This window comes from Photobacterium atrarenae (assembly GCF_024380015.1).
Classification (GTDB): Bacteria; Pseudomonadota; Gammaproteobacteria; order Enterobacterales; family Vibrionaceae; genus Photobacterium; species Photobacterium atrarenae.
This window is the reverse complement of the sequence record NZ_CP101508.1, coordinates 982,819-1,007,316: the sequence shown is the minus strand read 5'-3', so window position 1 is coordinate 1,007,316 and position 24,498 is coordinate 982,819. Positions and strand designations below refer to the sequence as shown.

The window sequence follows — 24,498 nt, the reverse complement described above, 5'->3', positions numbered from 1 at the left end:
GCGATACAGTCCAATCGCTTGTTTTTATTCACTGCTAAACTTCAACACATCACCATCACGGCGCGACAATCAGGAACACACCATGCTCAAACGGACGTCATTTGTTCTGATCATTCTGCTGCTGGGCGCTTCATTCTTCAACATCGCCAGCCAGGAAGAAACCGAGAGCCGGTTACAACAACTGGAGCAACAAATTTCCAAGTTGGAATCGCAGGACAATACGCCGGAGGTGATCAAAGCCCTGGATACCCTGACACAAGCCAAACGCCAGCTGGAAAAAACCGCCGAGTATAAGCGCCAGACACGACAATACCGTGATCTGATCACCAACTTCGAGCAACAGACCCAAGCACTCGACGAACAAATCGAGGCGTTTTCTGCCACTCAGTTTCCGGATTTCAACCAATGGGATCAGGAGCAACTAACCCTGGAGATCGCCGAGCAAGACACTCGTCTGGAGCAGTTGGAGCAAAGTCGTAACGATGACAAGAGCGCTCTTCAGGCCATCGAACAGGGAATTGATGATTTCTCCTACCAGTCGGAACTGCTGAGAGAGAAGATTAAACGCACAGAAAAACAGCTCAAATTCGAACGCCAGCAAGATGTCGCGCCAGAAACCATATTGCCCCTCGAGATTGCCCATGAGTACTATGTCAGCCAGCTCTATGCCCTGGAAGCAAAACAACTTAGTGCCGGAAACCGACGGACCCTGGCCAAACAACGGATTCAACTCAGCAATTCTGAAATTGAAGCCCGCCAGGCTTACCGCAATAACCTGGAGCGCCGACTCAGCCGAATGCAACGGACCGAAGTCGATGAACAAACAGAAGAAGCGGAAACACCACAAACCGAGCTGGATTCCCTGCCCCCGACACTACAAGCCCTGCAAACCCAGAATGACCGATATAGCAAAGCCCTGGAAACGCTGACCGATGCGATCGTTCAGGTTCAGCAACAACAGCAAATGGCCTCCGAGCAAGAAGACGTGGTTAACCAAACAGCAACCGATCTGGAATCCATGGCAGAGTGGCTTAAGCTCAGCCCGGCCTTTAGTGAGAACCTACGAACCCGGATCAATCGGCTACCGGACAACCCACCCATTGAGGCCCTGGAACGTGATATTGCCCAAAACCAAATCCAAAAATATGAATATCGTCAGCAGTTAGACCGGCTGAACAACGAAGTGACGAAACCCAGACCCAGCAGCCTAACGCAGGCGCAGCAACAACAAGCCCGAACCCTGCTGGAAAGTAATATTGAGCTGCTGGAGCAATTGCTTGAGACATCCGACACTCTGATTTATCAGCAGGCCACACTCAATGTTGCCTATGAGAATCTCAACACCAACCTGAATGAACTCAAAGCCCAGGCCATTAAACGTTTGTTCTGGGCGCCGGATACCAACCCGCTCAACATCAACGTGTTGATAGCGACCTGGGAGCGATTGCAGTGGTTCTTCTCGCCCTTCCAGTGGGTCAATTTATTAAAGCTTCCCACGGTCGTTGAAAAAGCAACCCTGATTTTTGTCACCTCAACCATCCTGATCCTGCTGTTCGCCTTAAGCCGGCTCAGAAAACGTTGGAAGAAATACCTCAGAGCCACCAGCCAGAAAATCGGCAAAGTCACCCAGGATAAATTTCGCTTTAGCCTCTATAACGTCTTCGTCGCGTTTATTCTCGCCTGGCCATTTCCCTTCGCGGTTGGCTTGTTGGGCTATTTACTAAGTGCCGCTTGGCAGTATCCATTTATCCATCATCTGGGTGAGGCGCTCGCCATCCCGGCTTCACTGGCGGTGTACTGCTTCATGCGCGAGCTGGTCAGGGATGAAGGGATATTTATCAGTCATTTTGATTGGGACAAGTCACTGGTTCAACGCTGCTTTTTCCATTATCGCCAATTGATCTGGATCTATCTGCCGCTGACCATCGTGCAAAATTTTGCCCACCTCTACAATGACATCGATGTCAATGCAACTCTGGGGCGGCTGGCTTTTTTGATCAGCAACCTGGCAGTCAGCTTCTTCCTCTGGCGGCTGTATCACGAAAAAATTCCGATGACCTATCGGGATTTGCCCGCCGGCAAAGCCCACATCGGCCATAACCTGTTCTGGTGGACCCTGATCCTGATCCCGCAAGTGCTGAACTACTCCGCCCTCAGCGGCTACCTCACTTCGTCTCAATCGGTCATGACCAAACTGGAGATCTCGGCCGTGATCGGGGTGATCACCTTACTGGTTTACTATCTCATCAAACGCTTGATGCTCATCCAGAAGCGGCGGCTGGCTTTTGAGCGAGCCAAAACCAAACGACAGGAGATTCTGGCGCAACGCTTGGCTGAAGTGAAGGAAGATAAAGAGGAAAGCTACTCCAGCAGCGAAATGCAAATTGAAATTGAAGAGCCGGAAATTGACCTGGAGCGGATCAGCGCCCAATCCCTGAGATTGCTCCGCTCACTGCTGCTGCTGATTTACCTTACCCTGGTGGCTGTGGTCTGGTCTGACTTTTATCAAGCGATTACATTTCTGGAGGAAGTCACCTTATGGGATGTCACAACCAAGATCGACGGGATTGATGAGCTCAGCGCCATCTCGCTCAAAAGTGTTCTGCTTGCTGCCCTGGCCTTCTGGCTCACCGCCATTATCGCCCGGGATTTACCGGGGGCGATGGAGCTACTGATCCTGCAGCACCTGGATCTCTCCCCGGGGACTGGCTACGCCATTACCTCCCTGACCCGCTATACTGCCATTTTCCTCGGCATCGTGATCGGCTCCGGGCTGATCGGTTTTGACTGGTCGAAAATGCAGTGGCTGATCGCGGCGCTCGGGGTCGGCCTCGGCTTCGGCCTACAGGAGATCTTTGCCAACTTTATCTCCGGCTTGATTATTTTATTTGAGAAACCAATCCGGATTGGCGATACGGTCACCATCCGCGAGTTGACCGGTGTGATCGCCAAAATCAAAACCCGCGCCACCACCATTGTTGACTGGGATCGCAAGGAGGTGATCGTGCCCAACAAGGCCTTTGTGACAGAGCAATTCATTAACTGGTCGCTATCGGATCCCATCACCCGCGTGACTCTGTTCATCAGCGTGAAGTATCTCAATGATACCGAGCTGGTGACCCAGCTGTTGTTTGAAGCGGCGGAAGAGTGTGAACTGGTATTGGAAAATCCGGCACCTGAAGTGTTTTTCCTCAGCCTGACGGCAGACAGCCAGAACTATGAGGTTCGGGCCTATGCCGCCGAAACCGCCCACCGCCTGGTATTGACCCATGACCTGCACAGCCGGATCAAGCGTAAGTTCATCGAGCACGAGATCAGTATCGCTTCACCGCAACTGGAAGTGACCATCAAAGACCGACAGCCCCACCCAAACACCAAATAAAAACAGCTCCCAGCGGGAGCTGTTGATTGCGCTCAGAAGCGAGGTGCCCCCTGTGGGTCAGCACCTGAAATCATCCCATAGATACATTATATATCATCAAGTTAAGCTCAAAAATATGTAGGTAAATTTAACGGTTCACCCCCAGGAAGACACTTAGGTAAGAGAGCCAGCATCAATTGAGTTTGGGCTTTGTTCATCGTGACGAAAACACCAACACAAGAAACAAACAAACGAAATTATTACATTAGTTTAACATCAAGGTGGTCTCCATTTAAACTTTGAGGCATTGTATTGGTTGCAGTGAAAGACTCATGCGGCAACGCTCCGCGTTGATGTACTTTTCATCGGCAGATTATTTCAGGGAGTAGAAGTATGAAGTTTAGCCACAAGATAGTGTCAGCATCATCCGCGCTGCTTTTATCAGCCATTGGGCTGTTGAGCTTTAGTCAGTACGTCACGATTGGAGAAGAGGTACAAAGCCAGATCAGTGAGTCAGTCACGGACGCACTGCAGGGTGTGAGTCGCACCGTTCATACCGAAATGCATGAGCATGAAGCTTTAGCCAGGTATGTGACTTCTTTGGCAGAAAAAAACATTGATCATTCAGCCATTACCGATGTGATTCAAAACAAGAGCCTCCATGATACCTTTCTGTTGGTAGGCGGCGGGTTAGACACTGACGGTAAACCGATTGCCGGCGTTGCTAACTGGAATCCCGGCGAAAACTGGGATGCCAGGAAGCGCCCCTGGTACATCGATGCAAAAAATCAGAACACGCTCATTGTGACCGACCCGTATGAAGACTCTGCCACGAAAGAAATGCTGATTTCCATTGCAACACCTCTCAATGAACAGGGTCAGTTCAAAGGCGCTTTGTTCTTCGATATGAGCCTCAAAGGTTTATCCGATCTTGTCAATGAAGTTCGCCTGGATTCCGGTTATCTGTTCATCGTCACCAGTGATAGTGTCGTCCTGGCGCACCCGGACAGAGCGCTGAACGGCAAGTTCATGGGCGAGTTCTTACCAAGCATTTCGATCCAAACGGGCGTCGAGCAGGTTGCCGAACTCAATACCGGTGAATCGCGTGTCATCACGTTCGAAAAGGTCAAAGGCTATGATTGGTATATCGGCGCTGTGATTGATGGGGAAATGGCATTCAGTAGCGTGACCACCCTTCGCAACAAGGCTATCATCTTCAGCCTCATCGCCGTTATCATTGCGACTGCGCTGCTGTCTTTCTTCATCTCAAAATTGATGGCGCCACTGGACAAGCTCAATACCGGGATGGGGAATGTCGCCTCGGGCCATGGTGATCTGACGCAACGTCTGGATACGGACGTGGATGATGAATTTGCAACGTTATCGAATAGTTTCAACCAGTTTACCGGATCGCTCCAGGAGAAGGTCAAACACCTCAAAATGCTGGCCACAGACATCCACCAAGGCGCTGACCACGTAAGCCAGGGCGCTTCGGCGACTGCCGATGCGATGGCCATGCAGCTCAGCGAGCTCGAGCAGCTTGCCACTGCGATGCACCAAATGTCGACGACATCAGGCGATGTCGCCGGGAACGCACAAGAAGCTGCCAGCGCTGCAGATCAAGCGGAAACAGCAGCGCAAACGGGCGCTGACCTTGTTTCTGAAACCAGAGTAAACATTGTCGCGTTGTCAGAGAAAATTAGCCAAGCGGGTATCGAAGTCAAAGAACTTGAGGCATCGACCGATAACATCGACAAAGTTCTACAAGTGATTAATGACATTGCTGAGCAAACCAACCTGCTGGCGCTGAACGCTGCGATTGAAGCCGCGAGAGCCGGTGAGCATGGTCGAGGTTTCTCGGTGGTCGCCGATGAAGTTCGCTCTCTGGCAAGCAGAACACAAGACTCAACAACAGAAATAAAAAGCATCATTGAGCAGCTCCAGTCCCGTTCACGCGCAGTGGTCAAAGTGATGGACGAAAGCCAAGCGTCCTCAACGAGCACCGTTGAAAATGCACAGAAACTCGAACACACGCTACATGGCATTTATGAAAAGATTCAACACATTAATCTGATGAACCTGCAGATTTCTTCTGCGGCTGAAGAGCAAAGCCTTGTGGCCGAAGAAATTAATACCAACACCCTGAAAATTAAAGAGCTGAGCGAGAAAGTCTCAAGCGATGCGCAAAAGTCTAATCAAGCAACGGAGAGGCAGGTTGAAAGCGTTCGGCAGCAAAATGAAGTGCTAGAAACGTTTACAGTCTGACGGAAACCAGCACGATGCAGCCTCATCTTTTGATGGGGCTGCATCGTGCTAGTGGAGATTACTGATGGCGATTCAGGGGGATGAGGGGACATAGCCCACTTCATCGCTGTAAAATGACAACTAAAAAGTAGGCTGTGACAGCTTTTATGGAATAAATGTCAGCTTATAGTTCCCGTCACACCCGGGACACGGAACGCCCGGCGGCAGATATCCAAAAACTGGCCGTACACCACCCCCAGCATACCGGAGACAAACGCATTACTGGTTACAGCCGTGACAATCTGATCCACATCCGCACCGACGACCCATAAGATCCCGGCATAGACCGGCGACTGGAACAGCACGTACGCCACCATATCAGACAATCCCTTCATCCAGCTGCTCGGTGACAAACGATAGCCACAACGCAGGACATAATCCCGGAAAGCTCCATAAGGCCAAGCGATGGCAATATTGACCGGGATCGACAGGGTTCGCGAGGCCAGGGATTGCTCAAAAGTCATCCCTGAGATAAAGATTTCAATCATCATGCCGGTGATGAAACTAAACACAACCATGGCAAATGTATCTGCTGCTGCATGACGCACACAAAATTGACCTTTCACCGACATACGAACCCTCACACAAAATTAAATAAGGCCATTAAAGCAATAAATCAGAAATTTAAACCAGACTTTCAGCAATCACCCAGTTCATTTGCGTATTAAAACAGCTTTTTATCAAAATTAATCACCAAAGTTTAAATTAAGTTGTAAATTTACAACCAATTTTGACCTTCAACTTGAAACAATTCACCACCATGGCAGCACTGCCGTGCTGCAACAGAGGTTGAGATATCTCACACTTTCAATTTATGACCATCTTTTAGGTCTGGTTTTAAGAACTTGAGCACTACTTATACGCACATTAATATTAAATCTCTGCAAACAATAAAAAATGGTAAATCGACTCAATAGAAATCTGTACCGCCTAACCAATCAAAACATAACCATCTGTTTTTATTGTATTATTATTTTTTCAACTTATTCTCATGAAAAAAATCAATGTTGCGCAACGCCTTTAAGAGCACCTGGATGTGCCGCCATGACAGCTTTTTATGTGTTTTTGGCGCTTTAATAACTATATGAGGTGACACATCCATTTTTATAAAAAATCTGGTATGTCAGCCGGGCTGATCGTGGTGCTCCGGGCAATCGCGATGAGGGGAAAAAGGGGTGACAGCGAAAGCCGCCAAATGACTGAAAATTTCCTACAGTTTGCTCGATACAGGTTTCACAAAATTATGTGTGTATCGCGCGTGCGCAACGATAAGGTCCAGCAGGAAGGTCCAAAAGCCTAAAGACAAGTAGCCCAACCCAACCTTATGACCAACAGGCCACCCAACATGAATGACATAGAGCCCGGCACATCACTAAGTTGGGATAATCGAGAAAAGGATGATAAAGAAATCAGTGCAGAAACGAAAAAAGACCGCCATGTAGGCGGTCTTTCGGGAAGATGGCGGTGAGGGAGGGATTCGAACCCTCGATACGTTGCCGTATACACACTTTCCAGGCGTGCTCCTTCAGCCACTCGGACACCTCACCATCAGATTGTTGTTGGTAACAGCGTTTCACCACTGTCGTCTCAACGGGGCGTAACTATAGAGCTCGCATACAGTCAGGTCAATAAAAAACAGAGAAAAACAGCTTACATGATTAATATTGCAGCAGTTCCGGCGTAAAACACGATAATCCGCCCCTGTGCTTGCTGTACCGTGCGGTCCTGGCTGCTACAATGCTGTTTTATACAGATGTCATGCGATCCGGAGCATCCAGATCAGCTGGCATGACGTACTCTTATCCTGTTCAACGAGATTGTATTATGTCATCCCCACTAAGTGAGTTACTGCAAGACCGCCAGCTGGCCGAGCAACTACTGTCTGAGTCTCAAACGCGTGGCTTTATCACCGCGATGGCGGCTGCGCCGCATCTGATCAACCCGTCTGAATGGTTGGCCTTTATGTGGGGCGGCGAAGAAACCTCGCCATTTGCCAGCCATGAAGAGCTGGAAACTTATGCCAATGCAATTGTAGAGATCTGGAACCAGACCCGTGAAGCGTTGCTGACCGGCACCTGGCAATGGCCGGAAGGTTGTGCCCTGGACGATAAAGAGCTGGTCAGCGAAGCGACCCGTGAGTTCTCCGAAGGCATGCTGCAGGGCTGGCAGCTGGCGCGTGATGACTGGGAAACCCTGATGCCGGAAGACAGCGAGGACAATGCCTTGCTCGGTGGTGTATTGCTGTGCTTCAGCCTGCTTTATGATCCGGAAAATGCGCTGGAAGCCCTGTCTCAGGAAGGCGCAGACGGCCTGGCACAGTTTGAAGAGATCTTTCAATCAGTGCCGACGATGATCTGCGGCCTGACACTGCGTGCCCAAGCCCTGGTAGAGGCACAGGAATAAACTGCCCCAAACTTATGACAAAAATGGCGGCCCAGGGCCGCCATTTGTTTCTCCGTATACATTCAATGCACTAAACGATACGCCAAGTACCGATCAGGCATTGCCTTTGACTTTCAATTGCAGCTCAGCGGCGAATTCCAGCATCCGGTTGAGCGGGATAAGTGATTGCTCACGCAAGTCCGGATCCACAAAGATTTCATGCTGCTCACCGCCTTCACGCAAGCCTTCTTCAATTGCTTTCAGGCCATTCATTGCCATCCACGGACAATGGGCACAGCTGCGACAGGTTGCCCCAGCCCCGGCAGTCGGCGCTTCCACCAACTCTTTTTCCGGTACCAGTTGCTGCATCTTAAAGAAGATGCCTTTGTCCGTGGCCACAATCAGCTTCTGGTGCGGCAAAGTTTTCGCAGCTTTGATCAGCTGGCTGGTTGAACCGACCGCATCCGCCAGCGCAACGACGCTGGCTGGCGACTCCGGGTGCACCAAAATGGCAGCATCCGGATACAGATGCTTCATTTCGCGCAAAGCCTTGGCAGAGAACTCATCATGCACCACGCACTCCCCCTGCCATAACAGCATGTCGGCGCCGGTCTGCTTTTGGATATAAGAGCCCAGATGGCGATCCGGCCCCCAGATGATTGGCTTGTCTTCAGCATCCAGGTGTTCGACAATTTCCAGCGCGATACTGGATGTCACCACCCAGTCGGCACGGGCTTTAACCGCCGCCGAAGTATTGGCATACACCACCACGGTATGATCCGGATGGGCATCGCAAAATTCAGCAAACTTGTCTGCCGGGCAGCCCAGATCCAAGGAACACTCGGCCTCCAGAGTCGGCATCAGCACCCGCTTTTCAGGGGTCAGGATCTTGGCCGACTCCCCCATAAAGCGGACCCCGCAAATCACCAGGGTTTTAGCCGGGTGCTGGTTGCCAAATTTGGCCATCTCCAGGGAGTCACCCACGAAGCCACCAGTCTCTTCAGCCAGCGCCTGAATTTCGGGGTCGGTATAGTAGTGTGCAACCAAAACCGCATCTTTTTCCTTCAGTAGGGCTTTGATTTTTGCTTTATAGGCCTGCTGCTCATCGGTTGTCAACGGCGTCGGCTTCGGGGGAAATGGGTATACCATTTCGGAGGGATCAAATGTCAGGCTCATGTCTCGATTTGCTCTATCAGCTCATCCATACTCGTCCGGGCATTATACACCGCACTGCTGAATATATACACAGCCATACAAAGTTCTGACAACTTTGCAACATTCCTCTGGCACCAGATAGCAGAAAGGTCAGTAAAAACTGACCTTTAACGATTGATATTATTTCGCAAGCTGCTTGAGTTGCCGCTCCGCCTGGCGGGAACTGGTCGAATCCGGATAGCGCTTTATCACTTGTTGATAAAGTTTCTTCGCTTCATCCACTTGTTTACTACGCTCAGCAATTACGCCCAGCTTCAGCATGGCATCTGCCCGCTTATTCGAATCCTCAAAGCTGGCGACCGCTTTAAACTGCTTACTCGCTTCCGGCAACTTGTTCTGGGTAAAGTACAGTTGTCCCAGCCAGTAATGGGCATTGGGCTGATACACCGACTCCGGGTAGGCGGTCAGGAAGGCCTGAAACGCGTCGACAGCCCCATTGTAATCCTTCTCTTTGAGGATCAGATTCACGGCTTTTTCGTAGGCTTCATTTTCGCTGACATCGCTACTGTATGTTTCCGTTGATGCCGGCTTATCAGACTCGGGGGTCGCTTCCGGTTGCGGCTGACGACTCAGCGCATCAACTTCGCGATAAAGTTCGCGCTGACGTTCCAGCATCTGATTGAGCTCATAGGTATTGCGCTCAACCGCACCGCGCAATTCACTGACTTCAGTGCCCAGTTGATCCAGCTGACGCTGCATATCAAGCTGTATTTGGTTTCGCGCCTCAATCATCCGCTCCAGGCGGGTCAAGCTGTCATCACGCTGGCTGTTGCTACCAGCGCTATTCAGCTCGGTAACAGGTGCAGGCGCGGCGACCACAGGGGTCGCCGCGCCAACCAGCAACGTGAATGCGAGGCGACGCATCGTGTTACTGTTCATTATGGTATCCTACAGGATTAGTAAACCAGAACCGAACGACGGTTCTTGGCGTAATCTGCATCGCTGTGGCCCAGAACCAACGGCTTCTCTTCACCGTAGCTCACGATAGCAATCTGGCTAGCAGATACGCCCAGCGCCTGCAGGTATTTTGCAACCGCATTGGCACGACGCTCGCCCAGGGCAATGTTGTACTCCGGGGTACCGCGCTCATCTGCGTGGCCTTCAACAACGACTTTCACTGCACCGTTGTCACGCAGGTACTCTGCGTGTGCTGTCAGCATATCCTGGTAGTCAGGCTGAATTTCAGCGTTGTCAAACTTGAAGTAAACTGTCTGCTCCTGACGCAGCTGCTGGTTACGCATTTCCTGCTCAGACAGAGCTGCATCGCCGGCTTCTACTGGCGTTGCAACTGTAGTTTGATCAGCAGGTGCCGTTACTGCTGTTCCCGCGCCTGCATTGGTCGTTTCTGATGCTGCAGCACTGTCAGTGCTTTCGTTTGAGCTACACGCAGCCAGAGTGATCATTGGCAGCGCAATTGCCAAACCCTTTAAAACTTTATTCAGTTGCATTTTATTTTCCTTTTATATCGCTATTTTTTTAGGTGAACGTTATAAGAACGGCCCCCAGGATGGAGCGCGAACCCGCCCGTTCGTCGCAGGTAATCGTGCTTTAAAACGCCCGTCAATCGACACAAGCGACAACTCGTTAGATTTATCATTCACCGAGCTGTAAATCACCATGCCGCCGTTGGGTGCAATACTTGGCGACTCATCCAAAAACGTCTTCGTCAATATCTGAACCGCACCGGTTTTCAGATCTTGTTTAGCAATGTTATACCCAGAGGCTGATCTGTGTACCATTACCAAGAACCGTCCATCAGGCGTCAATTGACCACCCAGGTTCTGACTTCCTTGCCAAGTAAGACGCTTAGTCGAACCGTCTGCTAAATTTACTCGATATATCTGGGGTTTACCACCTCTGTCTGAGGTAAAGATCATAGACTGACCATCTGGATCCCAAAATGCCTCGGTATTATTCGCACGACCGTCCGTAACTTGGGCGAGTTTCTTCGTTTCCAGATCCAGCACATAAATCTGTAAACTGCCGCTTTTCGAGAGCACTAAAGCAAGTTTTTTACCATCCGGTGAAAAACGTGGTGAACCATTATGACGCGGGAACGACGCGACCATTTCGCGGGTTCCTTTGTAAATGTCCATCACAAAAACCTGAGCTTGCTTGTTCTCGAAGCTCACGTATGCCAGCTTGCTGCCATCCGGCGACCAGGACGGTGACATCAATGGCTGCTGAGATTTCAGTACCAGCTGCTCGTTGTAACCGTCATAATCGGCGATCCGCAACTGATACGGGTATTTGGCTTTATCGTCAATCACGACATAGGCAATCCGGGTCAAAAAAGCGCCTTTCTCGCCGGTCAGCGTTTCATACACAATGTCCGAAATGCGGTGCGCGTACTGACGCAGGCGGCTCTTTTTCACCGTCGCGGTTCGGGTAAACAGCACGTGATCTTTGGTCAGCACCAACTCGCCGTTTTCAAGCCCCCGGCTTTCGCCGCTGGTCAGCTGGCCGCGGACCACATCCACCAGCTGATATTTAATCACATAGTTACCGTCTGCGTTCAGGGTGACCTGACCGGTCACCAGAGCATCCACCCCCAGCGAAGTCCAAGCGGTGTAATCCACTTCCTCATCGCTGTAGGGCGTTTGCGGCATCTTGCTGGTTGCCACCGGGCTGAACTTACCGCTACGGCGCAAGTCCGAGGCAATCACCGCCGCCAGATCGGTCGGCATCCGGCCTTCACCTTCCCACTTGAACGGCACCACGCCAATCGGACGGGCCGAATCCACCCCTTCGGTGATCACCAGCTCTAATTCAGCTTGTGCGATTTGGCTAAAACTCAACAGAGCAATACACAAGCCCATGATCCAACGTTTCATTACTACTCCTTCAATCATTGCGGGCTCACGGTTAATCTAATATTACGCAGTTTCTCAACCACTGCCGCATCTTCCGGCATTGGGAACTGGCTGACTTTCACCACCGCAGCTTTTGACGCCCGGCACAGAGCGCCGTCACCATCAACTTCCGATGCATCCAGCAGCAATCCGTTCGCAGCGAGTCGCATCCGGATCACACACTCTTTGCCGAAAAAGCTCTCATCCACCAAGAGCTTCTGCTGGATCAGATCCTGGAAAATCATGGCGAAACGCTGGGTTTCGTCCTCGATAAACTGGCCGCGGGCACCACCGCGCTGCTCGGTTTCCGCCTCCAAGCCGGCAAACATATCATTCAAAGCAGCTTCCTGCTGGCGCTGTAGCTCACGGGCTTTTGCCGCTTTTCGCTCCGCTTCCTTTCGCTCGGCTTCTGCTTTACGCCTTTCTTCTTCGGCCTTTTGCTTTGCAGCCAATTCAGCTTTGCGTTGCTCTTCCGCCAAACGCGCTTCTTCTTCCGCTTTGCGCTTGGCTTCCAGCTTCGCCTGGCGCTCTTGTTCCGCCTTGCGCGCTTCTTCTTCCGCTTTCTGCTTCGCCGCTAGCTTGGCCTGGCGTTCCTGCTCCGCTTTGCGGGCTTCTTCTTCGGCTTTACGCTTCTCAGCCAGCTTTGCTTGTCGCGCGGCTTCGGCCTGACGCGCTTCTTCTTCGGCTTTACGCTTGGCTGCCAGTTTGGCTTGTCGCTCCTGCTCCGCCTGGCGGGCTTCTTCTTGCGCCCGGCGCTTTTCCTGCTCTGCCTGACGCTTGGCCTCGGCGATCCGCTTCTGCTCGGCTTCCGCTTCGCGAGCCGCTTTTTCAGCTTTCAACTTATTGGCCTTGAGCTCACGCAGCCGGTTCTCTTCTGCCAGCCGTTGCTGCTCAAGCGCTTCTGCCTGTTGCTCCAGTCGCTTCAGGCGATCTTGTTCCGCCTTTTGGGCCGCTTCACGCTGCTGGCGAATTTGCTTCGCCTGCTGGCTGACCAGCGCCGGATCCACCACCACCGCCTTGATCGTATTGCCCTGCGGCTGGGGTTTGTTCATGGAGAAATCCGTTCCCCACAACAGCGCTGCTAACAGTAAACCATGAAGAAGTAACGAAATAATGACGGCAGCACTGTAATTGTTATCTTTCATCCTGCTTGCCTACTACTCCAAAGGTTCCGTCATCAGACCGACTGAGCCGACCCCGGCCTGATTCAGGGCATCCAGGGTCTCAACGATGAACGAATACGGCACGCGACCATCCCCGCCAACCAGCACCGGCGACCCCGGGTTCAGTTGCAGCTCGGCCCGGATCCGGGTCAGCAGATCATTGAGCGGCAAACCGCGCACCATATCGGCATTGTTCACACTCAACCCCAGATTGCCGTCGCGATCCACCTCAACGATAATCGGCGAGCCACTGTTGTCATCGCCCATCAGCTCGGCCGCTGTTTTCGCAGACTGCGTCGCGGGTAAATCGACATCGACCCCCTGGGTGACAAACGGCGCCGTCACCATAAAGATGATCAGCAGCACCAGCATCACGTCGATATATGGCACTACGTTGATTTCCGCCGTCATTTTGCGCTTTTTCGGTTGATAAGCCATGGCTTATTACTCCTGTTGGGCAGCAAATGCCTGACGGTGGAGAATGCTGGAGAACTCTTCCATAAAGGTGGCATAGGTGTGCTCCAGCTTGGTCACTTTATTGGTCAAGCGGTTGTAGAACATCACCGCCGGGATGGCCGCAAACAGGCCCATCGCCGTCGCAACCAGGGCTTCCGCGATCCCCGGCGCGACCATCGCCAGCGTCGCTTGCTTAACTGCCCCTAGGGCAATAAAAGCGTGCATGATCCCCCAGACCGTCCCGAACAGGCCGATGTACGGACTGATCGACCCCACGGTGGCCAGAAACGGCAGGTTGGTTTCCATCTCATCCACTTCGCGGGACAGCGCGACGCGCATCGCGCGACCGGTCCCTTCCATCACAGCATCCGGCACTTTGCCGTTACTGCGGTGCAGGCGGGCAAATTCTTTGAAGCCGGCATAAAAAATTTGTTCCGAGCCGGTCAAGTTATCTTTTCTCGCCTGCACTTCCTGATACAGCTGAGAAAGATCGATCCCGGACCAAAACCGGTCTTCAAACCGTTCGGCCTTGGCAGCCGCATGGGACAGTACCTGGGAACGTTTGAAAATCATCGCCCAGGAGATGACGGACATACCCAGCAAAATAAGCATTACGATCTTTACCAGCAGGCTCGCCTGTAAAAAAAGATCTAAAATGGACAGTTCAGCAGTCACTTCGATATCTCCGACTTAATATATTCTGGGATCTGGGTTGGCTTCATCGTTTCAGGATGGACACAGGCTACCTGAACCAAGGCTTTACACAAGGTTTCGCCGCTAATGTTTACTAAAACCTGACAGAATTCGATGGAGGCACGGCGGATTTTGACCGGCCAGGTCCTAACTATCAGACGATCATCGAGCCGGGCACCCTTGTGAAAATCAATGTCCATATGGCGAACGACAAAGCTGATATGCTCTGCAAACAATGCCTGTAAGCTGACATCGTGGCTCCGAAAGAGTTCCGTTCTGGCACGTTCAAAGAATTTTAGATAATTGGCGTGGTAGACAATGCCACCCAAATCGGTGTCTTCATAATAAATGGTGATTGGCCATTCAAAGGCGTTTTCTTCAGTCATCGGTATCCCATGCAATCACACTCCCGGCCAGTGTCTGTCCTGACCTCGTTTAACTCGTGGCTTACTATACCTAAGTTGCCTGTCATTATGAAATGGCGCATTTACCAACAGTCACAAAACCTCATATTTTTTTGCCTGTTCGCTCAGCACTACGCCATAAAAAAGCAGCCCGCTCTCGAAGGAGCGGGCTGCATCGTTCAGTGCTTCATCTTGGCCAGGTTCAGCCATGCGATCACAGCAACCTGAGCCAGAGGATATAAGCCAATATCGGCAGTGCGGCGTAAGGAGTGAAAAACAACTGCCAGTACCAGCGGGCCGGGACAAACCCCACTCCGTAGACCATGGCTGCGCACGTTGCCCAAATCAGGGCCGGTGAAACCACCGGCCCGAATCCGCCAATCGCCTGGGCAAAAAGTGTCGGCTCCCACACGACCAGCGCCGCGGTAACAATCGACATCAGCAGCCCGACCATTCGCAACACGCTGAAATTCAGCGGCTGATGCGCCTGCTTTACCCAGTGATCGAGATTACTCACCGTTATTGGCATCCATGTTTTCGGTTGCTTCCAACCACAGCGCATTGATGATACCGAACGAGCAGGCCAGCAGCACACCCAGAATCCAAGCGAAATACCACATAGTCTTTCTCCTTAGTACAGTGAGTTCTTGTTGTCTTCGATGTATTGCGTATCAAGACGACCAAACATCTTGTAGTAACACCAGGATGTGTACGCCAGGATAATCGGCACCATCACCGCAGCGACACCGGTCATGATGTTCAGCGTCAGCTCAGAAGACGTGGCATCCCACATGGTCAGGCTGTGGTTTGGCACCAGGCTTGACGGCATAATGAACGGGAACAGGGCGAAGCCAAAGGTCAGCACCACACCCGCCATAGTCAGACTGGATGAGATGAAGGCCAGCGCACCACGATTGGCACGCGAGGCCAGGACTGTCAGCAACGGCATAAATACCGCCAGTGCCGGAGCAATCCACAACAGCGGATAAGCATCATAGTTGGCAAACAGCGCACCGGTCTGACGCATCACTTCTTTGGTCAGCGGATTAGACGGCGCATTGGTCACAATCTCAGAGGTAATGATGTAGCCCTCAATGCTTTGCGCCATGAAGCCGGCAATCACAAAACAGGCGGCCATCGCCAGCGAGATCAGCATCGCCACGCGACGCGAACGCTCACGCAGCTCAGCCGTGGTCTTCATCTGCAGGTACGCTGCGCCTTGGGTCACGATCATCAGCAGGCTGATGATGCCGCACAACAGGGCAAACGGGTTCAGCAGACCGAAGAAAGTCCCTTTATAAGTCGGGATCAACAGATCGCTCAGCTCAAACGGGACCCCTTGCAGCAGGTTTCCGAACGCCACACCAAAGATCACCGGCGGTACAAAGCTACCGACAAAGATCGCTTTGTCCCACATTTCACGCCACTGCGGATTTTCAATTTTCGAGCGGTAGTCAAAACCGATCGGACGCAGCCACAGCGCCGCCAGCGTCACAACCATGGCCAGGTAGAAGCCAGAGAACGCTGTAGCGTACACCAGCGGCCAAGCCGCGAACAGGGCACCACCGGCGGTGATCAGCCATACCTGGTTACCGTCCCAGTGCGGGGCGATCGAGTTAATCATGACGCGGCGCTCGGTATCTGTCTTACCAATAATTTTAGACAGCACACCGACACCCATATCAAATCCATCGGTGATGGCGAAACCGATGCAAAGCACACCGATCAGTACCCACCAGATGAATCGCAATACTTCATATTCAAACATTGCAGTAATCTCCCTGATTTATGCTTCGACCTGACGCGTCACCACATTTTGTGGGGCATCGGTGGTTTCAAAGTGGTAGCGGCCGGTTTTCAGGCTGCTCGGACCCAGACGAGCGAATTTGATCATCAGGTACAGTTCAGCAATCAGGAACACGGTATACAGTGCAATAATTGCCACCATTGAGGTAATGATGTCAGACGCAGCCAGGTTTGATGCGGCCATGGATACAGGCAGGATCTCACCCACAGCCCATGGCTGACGACCGTACTCGGCAACAAACCAACCGGCTTCGATCGCGATCCAAGGCAGTGGGATCCCATACAGCGCCGCTTTCAGTACCCATGGTTTCTCGGTGATCTTGTGGCGGCAAGTCTGAACGAACGCTGCTGCAAAAATGCCCAGCATCAGGAAGCCACAGGCCACCATGATCCGGAAGCTCCAGAACAGCGGCCAAACCGTTGGGATCGAGTCATCGGCTGCCTGGGCAATATCGGCTTCTGTCGCGTCGACCACGTTATCGGCGTAAGGTTTAAGCAGCAGGCCGTAACCCAGATCTTTTTTCACTGCATCGAAAGCCGCGATATTTTCCGGCGTTCTTTCACCGGCACGCAGTTTCTCCAACAGGCCGTACGCAACCATCCCGTTGCGGATCCGCACTTCGTGCTCCGCTTTCAGGTCGCGCAGACCTGTCACTTGAGTATCAAAAGAACGCGTCGCGATAATCCCCATGACGTATGGGATCTTGATCGCGTAGTCGGTGTGCATGGCATCCTGGTTTGGCAGACCGAATAAGGTAAATGCCGCCGGCGCTTCTTCGGTGTGCCATTCCGCTTCGATCGCAGCCAGTTTGGCTTTCTGAACGTCACCTAGCTCATAACCCGATTCGTCACCCAACACAATCACCGACAGAATCGAGGCCATACCGAATGAAGCCGCAATCGCGAACGAGCGACGGGCAAACGGAATATCACGGCCTTTCAGCAGGTAATAAGCACTGATCCCCATGATGAACATGGCACCACAGACATAGCCAGAAGCGACGGTGTGCACAAATTTCACCTGGGCAACCGGATTAAAGACCACTTCGGCAAAGCTCACCATTTCCATACGCATGGTTTCGAAGTTGAACTCAGCGCCGACCGGGTTCTGCATCCAGCCATTTGCGATCAGAATCCACAATGCCGAAAAGTTAGAGCCAAGCGCCACCAGCCAGGTTACCGCAAGGTGCTGACGTTTAGACAGGCGGTCCCAGCCAAAGAAGAACAGACCGACCAGGGTAGATTCCAGAAAGAAGGCAACCAGAGCTTCGATCGCCAGCGGCGCGCCGAAGATATCCCCGACATAGTGGGAGTAATACGCCCAGTTTGTACCAAACTGGAATTCCATGGTCAGGCCGGTGGCCACACCCAGGGCAAAGTTAATTGCGAAAAGCTTACCCCAGAACTTGGTCATGTCCTTGTAGATTTGCTTTCCGGTCATAACGTAGACCGACTCCATGATGGCAAGCAGGAACGCCATCCCCAGAGTCAATGGGACGAACAAAAAGTGATACATCGCAGTTAATGCGAACTGTAACCGCGATAGTTCGACGATATCAGTGAACATTGAGAACTCCTTTTTTCGTCAGGCTGACTGACGACAGTACGACACAGTGTACCGATGGTTGGGCTTAGCAAAACGTAGCCAACAAATCCGCAAATTCAGTCACCGTCCTGGCAGCCATTTATTTTTATAATCAATGGCGTTCTTCATGTTGCAGTTGTGTACCAATCCGGTTAACTTATTGTTAAGCTACAGCTAATAAAGTCATTGCTAATATTACTGATAATATTCGTCTTGCTCAATCGATTTATCGCACAATTTACCTTGATAAAAATCAACAAAACCTGCTCATTATTTATACAGGCACACTTCGCTTGATGTAGATCAAACTTAGCTAAATTGGCTGATCACGGGGAAAAGCCCGTAAAAAAACACTGTCTCAATGCAATTTGTGGGCTCAGCATCACAACAGGGCGTCCTCTTTTCACTTTCACCCCTGCAATCAGGATTGCGTTAGAAAAACCCGTTTGTTTGTATTTCTTCAACACAGCCCTTTCTGACCACAACCCTTTGCTGCCCAAATGGAATATCTGTCCCTGGAGACTAAAAACCCCAATTTTGGATTACAAAAACTAATCCAAAAATAAAAATATTATCGCTTCATTGCGAGTAAATATTATCTATAATCCCGGTAAGAAGATGAGTTATAGCTCAATCTGGCAAAAATCATACTTTCGTTTAATCCCCAGTCTCTGTTCCAAAATAAGTGAGTGAGTCGCTATGATCCGTTTACTGGAAAAATTAATTGCCTTCTACCAACCAGCTTTTGCTGAACTGGGTAAAAACAACTGCTAAAACACGGTGTTTTTTTATGCGGGCCAACTCAATCAGGTTTCTGAGTGCAAGCTTCAGTGCGTTTAAGCCTGGGTGATTTGTCAACAACTTGTGAATGGATTCCGGCCGTTGGCTTTGGCAAAGCCGAAAAAGACACCGACAATGGCGAACAAAAATAAAAAACGGGTTTGCCCAGAAGGGACAGACCCGTTTTTATTCCATTTATCGGAAGGAGGTTTAACCTAACGCATCTTCCAGCTTAGCTTTCCAGATCGCCAGTGCCAACGCCGGTGTCCGCAGCACTTGTGGGGTCGGGATCCAGCTTTGCTTGATCCGCGCAAACACATCAAAGCGCTCTGTCTGACCCGCCATCGCTTCTGCCACAACTTTCCCGGCAATATTGGTCAACCCGACGCCGTGCCCGGTATAGCCGTGTGCGACATAGATATCTTTCCCCAAATGCGCAATGTGCGGCATGTACGAGCGGGTCACGGCAAACAGGCCACCCCAGTGATAATCCATTTTGACATCCGACAGCTGCGGGAACACGGTGATCAACCGTTGGCGCAAGCGCTCCATCGAGTCTGCATATTCGCCGTTAAACGGATGATTCACCCCACCAAACAAAATGCGGCCATCCGCCGTCGGGCGGTAATAGTCCAGACAGTTGTTCAAGTCCGACATGGCCATCTGGTTACTGATCGGCTGGCGCTCCCCCAGCGGTTCAGTCACCGCTATATAAGAAGCCACCGGCAGCACCACACTCTGCGCTTTGCGATCCAGACCGTCGAGGTAGGCATTACACGCCAGCAGGACCTGACGGGCTTTCACTTGTCCCTTGGCGGTATGGATCACATGGGGCTGGCCTTGTTCAATCTTGACCGCCGCGCTGTGCTCATAAAGCGAGGCCCCGAGGTCTTTCGCGGCCTGCGCCAGTCCCAGCGTGTAGTTCAGCGGATGCAAATGAGCACTGTTGGCATCGTACAACCCGCCCAGATAGCGTTCGGTGTGCGCCACTTGATGAATTTTTGACTGATCCCACCAACTGGCACTCGGATAGTCATAACGACTCTGTTTCAACTCGAGCCAGGATTGAAGCTCGGTTTCCTGGCCAGAGTTCAGCGCCAGCTCGATATAGCCTTGGCGGAAGTCACAATCGATATTGAAACGTTCTATCCGCTCACGGGCAATATCCACCGCTTCACAGGACAGATCCCACAGCTGCTTGCCCCACGCCGGGCCGTAGGTTTCATCCACTTCACGCAGCCCCAGACAATAGCCGACCAGGCACTGGCCGCCATTGCGGCCCGAGCCGCCCCAGGCCAGACGGCGTGACTCCAGCACCACCACCGAATACCCTTTCTGGCGCAATTCAATCGCTGCGCTCAGGCCGGTCATGCCGCCGCCGATAATACACACATCCGCTTCTACGCTTTGATCAAGCGACGGTTGCTCGGGAAACGGGTTCACCGTCGCCTGATAATAGCTCTGGATATAATCACTGTCTTTGAACATGCCGAGTTGCTCTTATAAATAACCGGAAAAAAAACGCGCGAATGTTGTCACGGGTGCATAACAGAGACAAGCACTTTATTATCGAGACTCGAGTCAAATTTATGAAATGATTGTTTTGACAGCGCCCCGCCCTTTCCTATGATTCGCAATCCATTTCTGACTACCCGTCACAGGATGACAAATCATGACAAATTATCTCAAAGGGGTGACCGCACTTACACTTGCACTATCCGCATTTCCTCTCTCGGCCGCAGATAAGGTGCTGAACGTTTACAACTGGGCGGAGTATATGCCGACCGAGGTGCTGGAAGCATTCGAGCAGCAATACCAGGTCACCGTGAACTATTCGACCTTTGAAAACAACGAAGGGATGTACACCAAGCTGAAGCTACTGGATAACAAAGGCTATGATGTGGTGTTCGCGTCGACCTATTTTATTGAGAAAATGGCCCGCGAAGGGATGCTGGCAAAAATCGACAAATCCAAAATCCCGAACCTGGCCGATGTCTATCCCGGCCTGTTAAAACAGGAATTTGACCCAAGCAATGACTATTCCCTGCCGTATGTCTGGGGCGTAACAGGCATCGCCTACAACACGGAGATGGTCAAAGCCGGTCAGGTAAAAGGCTGGCGTGATTTGTGGTCCAAAGACTTTGCCCTGCAGGTGATGCTGCTCGATGATGTGCGTGATGTGTTCGGCATGGCGCTGAAAGCCCAGGGCCACAGCATCAACACCCGAGAGGAGTCAGAAATCAAGCAAGCGTATGAGCTCCTGCGCAAACTGCGTCCAAACATTGTCGTCTACAATTCCGATGCACCGCATGTCCCTTATGTCACCGGTGAAGCCAGTGTCGGCATGCAATGGAACGGCAATGCTTACCTCGCCAAGCAGGAAATGGAAGAGCTGGAATTTATCTACCCGACCGAGGGGTCGATCCTGTGGATGGACAACTTCATTATTCCGGCTGGCAGTGAAAAGCAGGAACTGGCCCATCAGTTTATCAACTTTATATATCAGCCTGAGAATCAGGCCAAACTTGTCGAAGAGTACGGCTTCCCGGCTCCAAACAAGAAAGCCAAGCAGTTCTTGCCGCAAACCGTGCAGGACAACCCGACGATTTTTCCGCCCGAAGAAGATATCAACAAGGGTGAGTTCACCAACGAGGTCGGTGATGCGATCCGGATCTACCAGAAATACTGGCAGATGCTGAAGAGCTGATCAGCACCCGCAAACACCCCGCAGCCCGGGCCCACTATCGCCCGGGTTGCTTCAGGCTTGCCATCGCTGCTCGCCATCACGCCGCCGGCCGCAAATTACTTTCATCACAATTACAGTTTTCTCCAACCTTGATTCCATATTTTCAAGCCCAGAGCCAGAAATCCGGCCCGTGACTTGTCGCGTCATTCATCTGTTCTAGGTTCAACTAAGAGTAAGTGCAGACTCTAACGCCGTAACACTACAAACCAGTTGTGCGTTGTGTTCAGCCGTTTTCATCTGTGGCTGTTGCTTTGGTTTCAGGCCGATGTCAAACAGCACCACCCCAGGCCTTCGCCCAAGCGTCAGTTGCAACGACCCCCATCAAAAGGACTGACTATGACAGACGTGATTTCCCTAGCTGACGAACTTCATGGCCTACTGCCCTATGAGCAGGATGACATCAGCCAAGCCTACATGGACTATTTAAAACACGGCCTCCCCGGCAAGCAGGCAACCCCAAAAAACATTCTGATCGTCGGGTGCGGCATTGCCGGCATGGTCTCAGCGACACTGCTCAAAAATGCCGGTCACAATGTCACCATTGTCGAAGCCGCCAATCGCGTCGGCGGGCGGATCAAAACCTTCCGCAATACCCCGGAAAAACGCTATTTCGAGGACGATAAACTCACCGGAGAAGCCGGTGCCATGCGGATTCCGGATATGCACAAACTGGTTCAGTATTTGATCGACTACACCGGCGTTGAAAAGCAACTGTTTCTCAACCGCTCGGTGTCCAAAGCCGATGCTACCTCCGACAAACTCAACCACCCGCAGCGCGATGACCACGGCAACGTCGATTTAAGCAACCTGCCAGCCACCGGCAACAACCTCATTCATGTCAATTACGCTCACACCACCCGACATGCTTATGAAGACAGTGAAGATGTCAGCCAGTTGCTGCACTACGCCCTCAAGGATAATGAAAACATGCCGGCCAGTCAGTTGCTGGAAGCCGCCATCGGCGAGCTTCGCCGCGAAGTGGCCGAAGATCCCAAAACAGCCTGGCCACGGATTATCCGGCGCTATGGCGAATATTCCATGCGTCGGTTCCTGAAAGAGCAACTGCCCGATTTATCCGAAAATGCCATTGAAATGATAGGCGTGCTGGAAAACCTCGAATCCCGGATGTCTTACTCATTTATCCAGAGCTTTATCGAACTGGCGATTATCACCCCGGATACCCCGTTTTGGCTCATCAAGGGCGGCACCGACAAGTTCACCCAAGCCTATTATGACAAAGAGCACCTGGATGACATCACCTTCCTCAACCAGACGCTGGTCGACCTCTATCGCTGCGACACCACCGGCAAAGTTAAAATTACCACCCAGGTATCCTCAGAAGTAACAGAGCAAACCGTCGCGGACCAGGAAACCGCAAACATGCTGGCATCACGCAGCTGGGACGAAGCCATTATCACTATCCCGTTTTCCAGCCTGAGAATGGTTCATATCTGGCCGCAAATGAGCCAGGAAAAACACAAAGCGATCCGTGAGCTCCACTATGATGCTGCCACCAAGGTGCTGCTGGAGTTTCGCGAGCGCTTTTGGGAGACCCAAAACCAAATCTACGGTGGCGGCTCCGTCACTGACCTGCCAAACCGGTTTATGTACTACCCGAGTGAGCGGATGGGCTCCGGAAAAGGCGGCGTCATGCTGGCCAGTTACTCCTGGGCCGATGATGCCCGCAAGTGGGACTCGATGACTGAGTACGAACGCTTCTGCTACGCGCTGGAAAATGTCGCCATTACCCACGCCATCCATGAGCCAGATGCCGATTACGCCACCCGCCGCAAGGCCCAACAAAAAATTCGCGATCTCTGTGTCTTTAAGCCGGAGCTATACCGCCACGATCAGGACAATATTGTCGGCGCCGCAACCGTCAGCTGGATGAGTAACCCGCATGCCTTTGGCGAAGCCGCTATTTTCTACCCGGGTCAGCTCGAACTGCTGCACCACTCGATCATTCGCTCGGAATGGGCCAATCCACAAACCCAGCAGCCAATCCTGCACTTCGCCGGCGAACATGCCTCGCTGAAGCATGCCTGGATTGAAGGAGCCATTGAATCGGCGGTCAATGCCGCCCTGCTGGCCAATGAAGATCCGCTGCCAACCCTCAAACCGGGAGCGACCGCATGAGCCTGCGCCTACCCTATTACGATCAACCCGAAGGACTCGACCCTGCAGGACGCCGAATTTATGACCAGATCCATCACAGTCGCGGCCATGTGGTAGGAGTCTTTGCCCTGTTGCTCAACAGTCCGCCACTGGCCGAATACACGGCAGATCTGGGCGGGTATCTACGCTTTGACACCCAGCTCCCCCCGCCGGTTAAGGAATTGGTGATCCTGACCACGCTGCGCGAGCACCTGTGTCAGTTTGAGTGGGCAGCCCATGAAACCTTTGCGCAAACCGCTGGTATTCCCCGCGCGCTGATTGATCAAATCAAAGCCAGAGCACCGATCACCCCGGGTCATCTTACTGGGTTCAATGACGCTGCCCTGATCCACAGCATTCGCGAACTGATTGACGCCAAGCGGATCAGCAACACCAACTACAATGCGTTGACGGCAGATTTTACCACCCGGGAGATCACCGACATCATCGCCCTCGCCGGCTATTACGCCATGGTGTCGTGCATCTTGAACGCTGCCGAGTTGGCCGCCCCGGCAAACCTGCCACACTTGCCGGAGCCGGATCACCCCACCAACCTGACTCTGACGGAGTAACTCACGTTGCCGGTGCCCTGCACCG

Annotated in this window: 20 protein-coding genes and 1 tRNA gene; 6 read left to right on the top strand and 15 right to left on the bottom strand. The window is 52.0% G+C overall.

Features of this window, described 5'->3' with window-relative positions; all coding sequences use genetic code 11:
• Positions 1-82: 82 nt before the first annotated feature.
• The gene (gene mscM, locus NNL38_RS04940) at positions 83-3,382 is read left to right on the top strand and encodes a miniconductance mechanosensitive channel MscM (protein WP_255389915.1); all 3,300 of its coding nucleotides are present in this window, start codon (positions 83-85) and stop codon (positions 3,380-3,382) included.
• 372 nt (positions 3,383-3,754) lie between these two features.
• Positions 3,755-5,626 (top strand): methyl-accepting chemotaxis protein, encoded by a 1,872-nt coding sequence (locus tag NNL38_RS04935; protein WP_255389914.1) that lies wholly within the window; start codon positions 3,755-3,757, stop codon positions 5,624-5,626.
• A 158-nt stretch (positions 5,627-5,784) separates the two neighbouring features.
• Here NNL38_RS04935 and NNL38_RS04930 read toward each other — a convergent pair whose 3' ends face one another.
• Together NNL38_RS04930 and NNL38_RS04925 are read right to left on the bottom strand one after the other, a co-directional pair.
• Positions 5,785-6,237 carry an L-alanine exporter AlaE gene (locus tag NNL38_RS04930; protein ID WP_255389913.1) on the bottom strand — a complete coding sequence of 151 codons (453 nt, stop codon included), beginning with the start codon at positions 6,235-6,237 and terminating at the stop codon, positions 5,785-5,787.
• Between the two features lie 887 nt (positions 6,238-7,124).
• Positions 7,125-7,212 (bottom strand) — tRNA-Ser (locus tag NNL38_RS04925).
• Positions 7,213-7,489: 277 nt separating this feature from the next.
• Between NNL38_RS04925 and NNL38_RS04920 the strand changes: the two genes are divergently transcribed.
• Positions 7,490-8,068 carry a UPF0149 family protein gene (locus NNL38_RS04920; RefSeq protein ID WP_255389912.1) on the top strand — a complete coding sequence of 193 codons (579 nt, stop codon included), beginning with the start codon at positions 7,490-7,492 and terminating at the stop codon, positions 8,066-8,068.
• Positions 8,069-8,161: 93 nt separating this feature from the next.
• Here NNL38_RS04920 and nadA read toward each other — a convergent pair whose 3' ends face one another.
• The 13 genes from nadA to NNL38_RS04855 all read right to left on the bottom strand — a co-directional run bounded on the left by nadA (position 8,162) and on the right by NNL38_RS04855 (position 20,489).
• Positions 8,162-9,223, bottom strand: a complete 1,062-nt coding sequence (nadA, locus tag NNL38_RS04915) for a quinolinate synthase NadA (protein WP_255389911.1) — start codon at positions 9,221-9,223, stop codon at positions 8,162-8,164.
• A gap of 159 nt (positions 9,224-9,382) precedes the next feature.
• On the bottom strand, positions 9,383-10,141 hold the full coding sequence (gene ybgF / locus NNL38_RS04910; protein WP_255389910.1) for a tol-pal system protein YbgF: 759 nt from the start codon (positions 10,139-10,141) through the stop codon (positions 9,383-9,385).
• A gap of 17 nt (positions 10,142-10,158) precedes the next feature.
• Positions 10,159-10,710 (bottom strand): peptidoglycan-associated lipoprotein Pal, encoded by a 552-nt coding sequence (pal, locus tag NNL38_RS04905; protein WP_255389909.1) that lies wholly within the window; start codon positions 10,708-10,710, stop codon positions 10,159-10,161.
• Between the two features lie 39 nt (positions 10,711-10,749).
• Positions 10,750-12,096, bottom strand: a complete 1,347-nt coding sequence (tolB, locus tag NNL38_RS04900) for a Tol-Pal system beta propeller repeat protein TolB (protein ID WP_255389908.1) — start codon at positions 12,094-12,096, stop codon at positions 10,750-10,752.
• 14 nt (positions 12,097-12,110) lie between these two features.
• On the bottom strand, positions 12,111-13,259 hold the full coding sequence (gene tolA, locus NNL38_RS04895; RefSeq protein WP_255389907.1) for a cell envelope integrity protein TolA: 1,149 nt from the start codon (positions 13,257-13,259) through the stop codon (positions 12,111-12,113).
• Between the two features lie 12 nt (positions 13,260-13,271).
• Complete coding sequence (gene tolR, locus NNL38_RS04890) at positions 13,272-13,715, bottom strand: protein TolR (RefSeq protein ID WP_255389906.1); 444 nt, start codon at positions 13,713-13,715, stop codon at positions 13,272-13,274.
• Between the two features lie 6 nt (positions 13,716-13,721).
• Positions 13,722-14,408 carry a protein TolQ gene (gene tolQ, locus NNL38_RS04885; RefSeq protein ID WP_255389905.1) on the bottom strand — a complete coding sequence of 229 codons (687 nt, stop codon included), beginning with the start codon at positions 14,406-14,408 and terminating at the stop codon, positions 13,722-13,724.
• The gene (gene ybgC, locus NNL38_RS04880; protein ID WP_255389904.1) at positions 14,405-14,812 is read right to left on the bottom strand and encodes a tol-pal system-associated acyl-CoA thioesterase; all 408 of its coding nucleotides are present in this window, start codon (positions 14,810-14,812) and stop codon (positions 14,405-14,407) included. Before ybgC ends, tolQ begins: the two co-directional genes overlap by 4 nt.
• A 232-nt stretch (positions 14,813-15,044) precedes the next feature.
• On the bottom strand, positions 15,045-15,347 hold the full coding sequence (locus tag NNL38_RS04875; protein ID WP_255389903.1) for a cyd operon YbgE family protein: 303 nt from the start codon (positions 15,345-15,347) through the stop codon (positions 15,045-15,047).
• A complete protein-coding gene (cydX, locus tag NNL38_RS04870; RefSeq protein WP_255389902.1) occupies positions 15,340-15,450 on the bottom strand; it encodes a cytochrome bd-I oxidase subunit CydX in 111 nt (36 codons plus the stop codon). Before cydX ends, NNL38_RS04875 begins: the two co-directional genes overlap by 8 nt.
• Positions 15,451-15,461: 11 nt before the next feature.
• A complete protein-coding gene (cydB, locus tag NNL38_RS04865) occupies positions 15,462-16,598 on the bottom strand; it encodes a cytochrome d ubiquinol oxidase subunit II (RefSeq protein WP_255389901.1) in 1,137 nt (378 codons plus the stop codon).
• An 18-nt stretch (positions 16,599-16,616) separates the two neighbouring features.
• Positions 16,617-18,203, bottom strand: a complete 1,587-nt coding sequence (gene cydA / locus NNL38_RS04860; RefSeq protein ID WP_255389900.1) for a cytochrome ubiquinol oxidase subunit I — start codon at positions 18,201-18,203, stop codon at positions 16,617-16,619.
• A gap of 1,008 nt (positions 18,204-19,211) precedes the next feature.
• On the bottom strand, positions 19,212-20,489 hold the full coding sequence (locus NNL38_RS04855) for an NAD(P)/FAD-dependent oxidoreductase (RefSeq protein WP_255389899.1): 1,278 nt from the start codon (positions 20,487-20,489) through the stop codon (positions 19,212-19,214).
• Positions 20,490-20,673: 184 nt separating this feature from the next.
• Between NNL38_RS04855 and NNL38_RS04850 the strand changes: the two genes are divergently transcribed.
• The 3 genes from NNL38_RS04850 (at position 20,674) to NNL38_RS04840 (ending at position 24,473) form a co-directional block, all read left to right on the top strand.
• Positions 20,674-21,708 carry an ABC transporter substrate-binding protein gene (locus tag NNL38_RS04850; RefSeq protein WP_255389898.1) on the top strand — a complete coding sequence of 345 codons (1,035 nt, stop codon included), beginning with the start codon at positions 20,674-20,676 and terminating at the stop codon, positions 21,706-21,708.
• Positions 21,709-22,083: 375 nt separating this feature from the next.
• Entirely contained in the window at positions 22,084-23,883 is a 1,800-nt protein-coding gene (locus NNL38_RS04845; protein WP_255389897.1) for a flavin monoamine oxidase family protein, read from the top strand.
• A complete protein-coding gene (locus NNL38_RS04840) occupies positions 23,880-24,473 on the top strand; it encodes a carboxymuconolactone decarboxylase family protein (protein WP_255389896.1) in 594 nt (197 codons plus the stop codon). The genes NNL38_RS04845 and NNL38_RS04840 overlap by 4 nt, the downstream gene beginning before the upstream one ends.
• The last annotated feature ends 25 nt before the right edge of the window (positions 24,474-24,498 follow it).

Coding starts and splice junctions, on each gene's coding strand:
- ybgC (WP_255389904.1), bottom strand. CDS start 14,812: ATGACTGAAGAAAACGCCTTTGAATGGCCAATCACCATTTATTATGAA.
- NNL38_RS04840 (WP_255389896.1), top strand. CDS start 23,880: ATGAGCCTGCGCCTACCCTATTACGATCAACCCGAAGGACTCGACCCT.
- pal (WP_255389909.1), bottom strand. CDS start 10,710: ATGCAACTGAATAAAGTTTTAAAGGGTTTGGCAATTGCGCTGCCAATG.
- cydX (WP_255389902.1), bottom strand. CDS start 15,450: ATGTGGTATTTCGCTTGGATTCTGGGTGTGCTGCTGGCCTGCTCGTTC.
- ybgF (WP_255389910.1), bottom strand. CDS start 10,141: ATGAACAGTAACACGATGCGTCGCCTCGCATTCACGTTGCTGGTTGGC.
- NNL38_RS04920 (WP_255389912.1), top strand. CDS start 7,490: ATGTCATCCCCACTAAGTGAGTTACTGCAAGACCGCCAGCTGGCCGAG.
- cydA (WP_255389900.1), bottom strand. CDS start 18,203: ATGTTCACTGATATCGTCGAACTATCGCGGTTACAGTTCGCATTAACT.
- tolR (WP_255389906.1), bottom strand. CDS start 13,715: ATGGCTTATCAACCGAAAAAGCGCAAAATGACGGCGGAAATCAACGTA.
- NNL38_RS04935 (WP_255389914.1), top strand. CDS start 3,755: ATGAAGTTTAGCCACAAGATAGTGTCAGCATCATCCGCGCTGCTTTTA.
- nadA (WP_255389911.1), bottom strand. CDS start 9,223: ATGAGCCTGACATTTGATCCCTCCGAAATGGTATACCCATTTCCCCCG.
- NNL38_RS04930 (WP_255389913.1), bottom strand. CDS start 6,237: ATGTCGGTGAAAGGTCAATTTTGTGTGCGTCATGCAGCAGCAGATACA.
- NNL38_RS04845 (WP_255389897.1), top strand. CDS start 22,084: ATGACAGACGTGATTTCCCTAGCTGACGAACTTCATGGCCTACTGCCC.
- tolB (WP_255389908.1), bottom strand. CDS start 12,096: ATGAAACGTTGGATCATGGGCTTGTGTATTGCTCTGTTGAGTTTTAGC.
- cydB (WP_255389901.1), bottom strand. CDS start 16,598: ATGTTTGAATATGAAGTATTGCGATTCATCTGGTGGGTACTGATCGGT.
- tolA (WP_255389907.1), bottom strand. CDS start 13,259: ATGAAAGATAACAATTACAGTGCTGCCGTCATTATTTCGTTACTTCTT.
- NNL38_RS04850 (WP_255389898.1), top strand. CDS start 20,674: ATGACAAATTATCTCAAAGGGGTGACCGCACTTACACTTGCACTATCC.
- NNL38_RS04855 (WP_255389899.1), bottom strand. CDS start 20,489: ATGTTCAAAGACAGTGATTATATCCAGAGCTATTATCAGGCGACGGTG.
- mscM (WP_255389915.1), top strand. CDS start 83: ATGCTCAAACGGACGTCATTTGTTCTGATCATTCTGCTGCTGGGCGCT.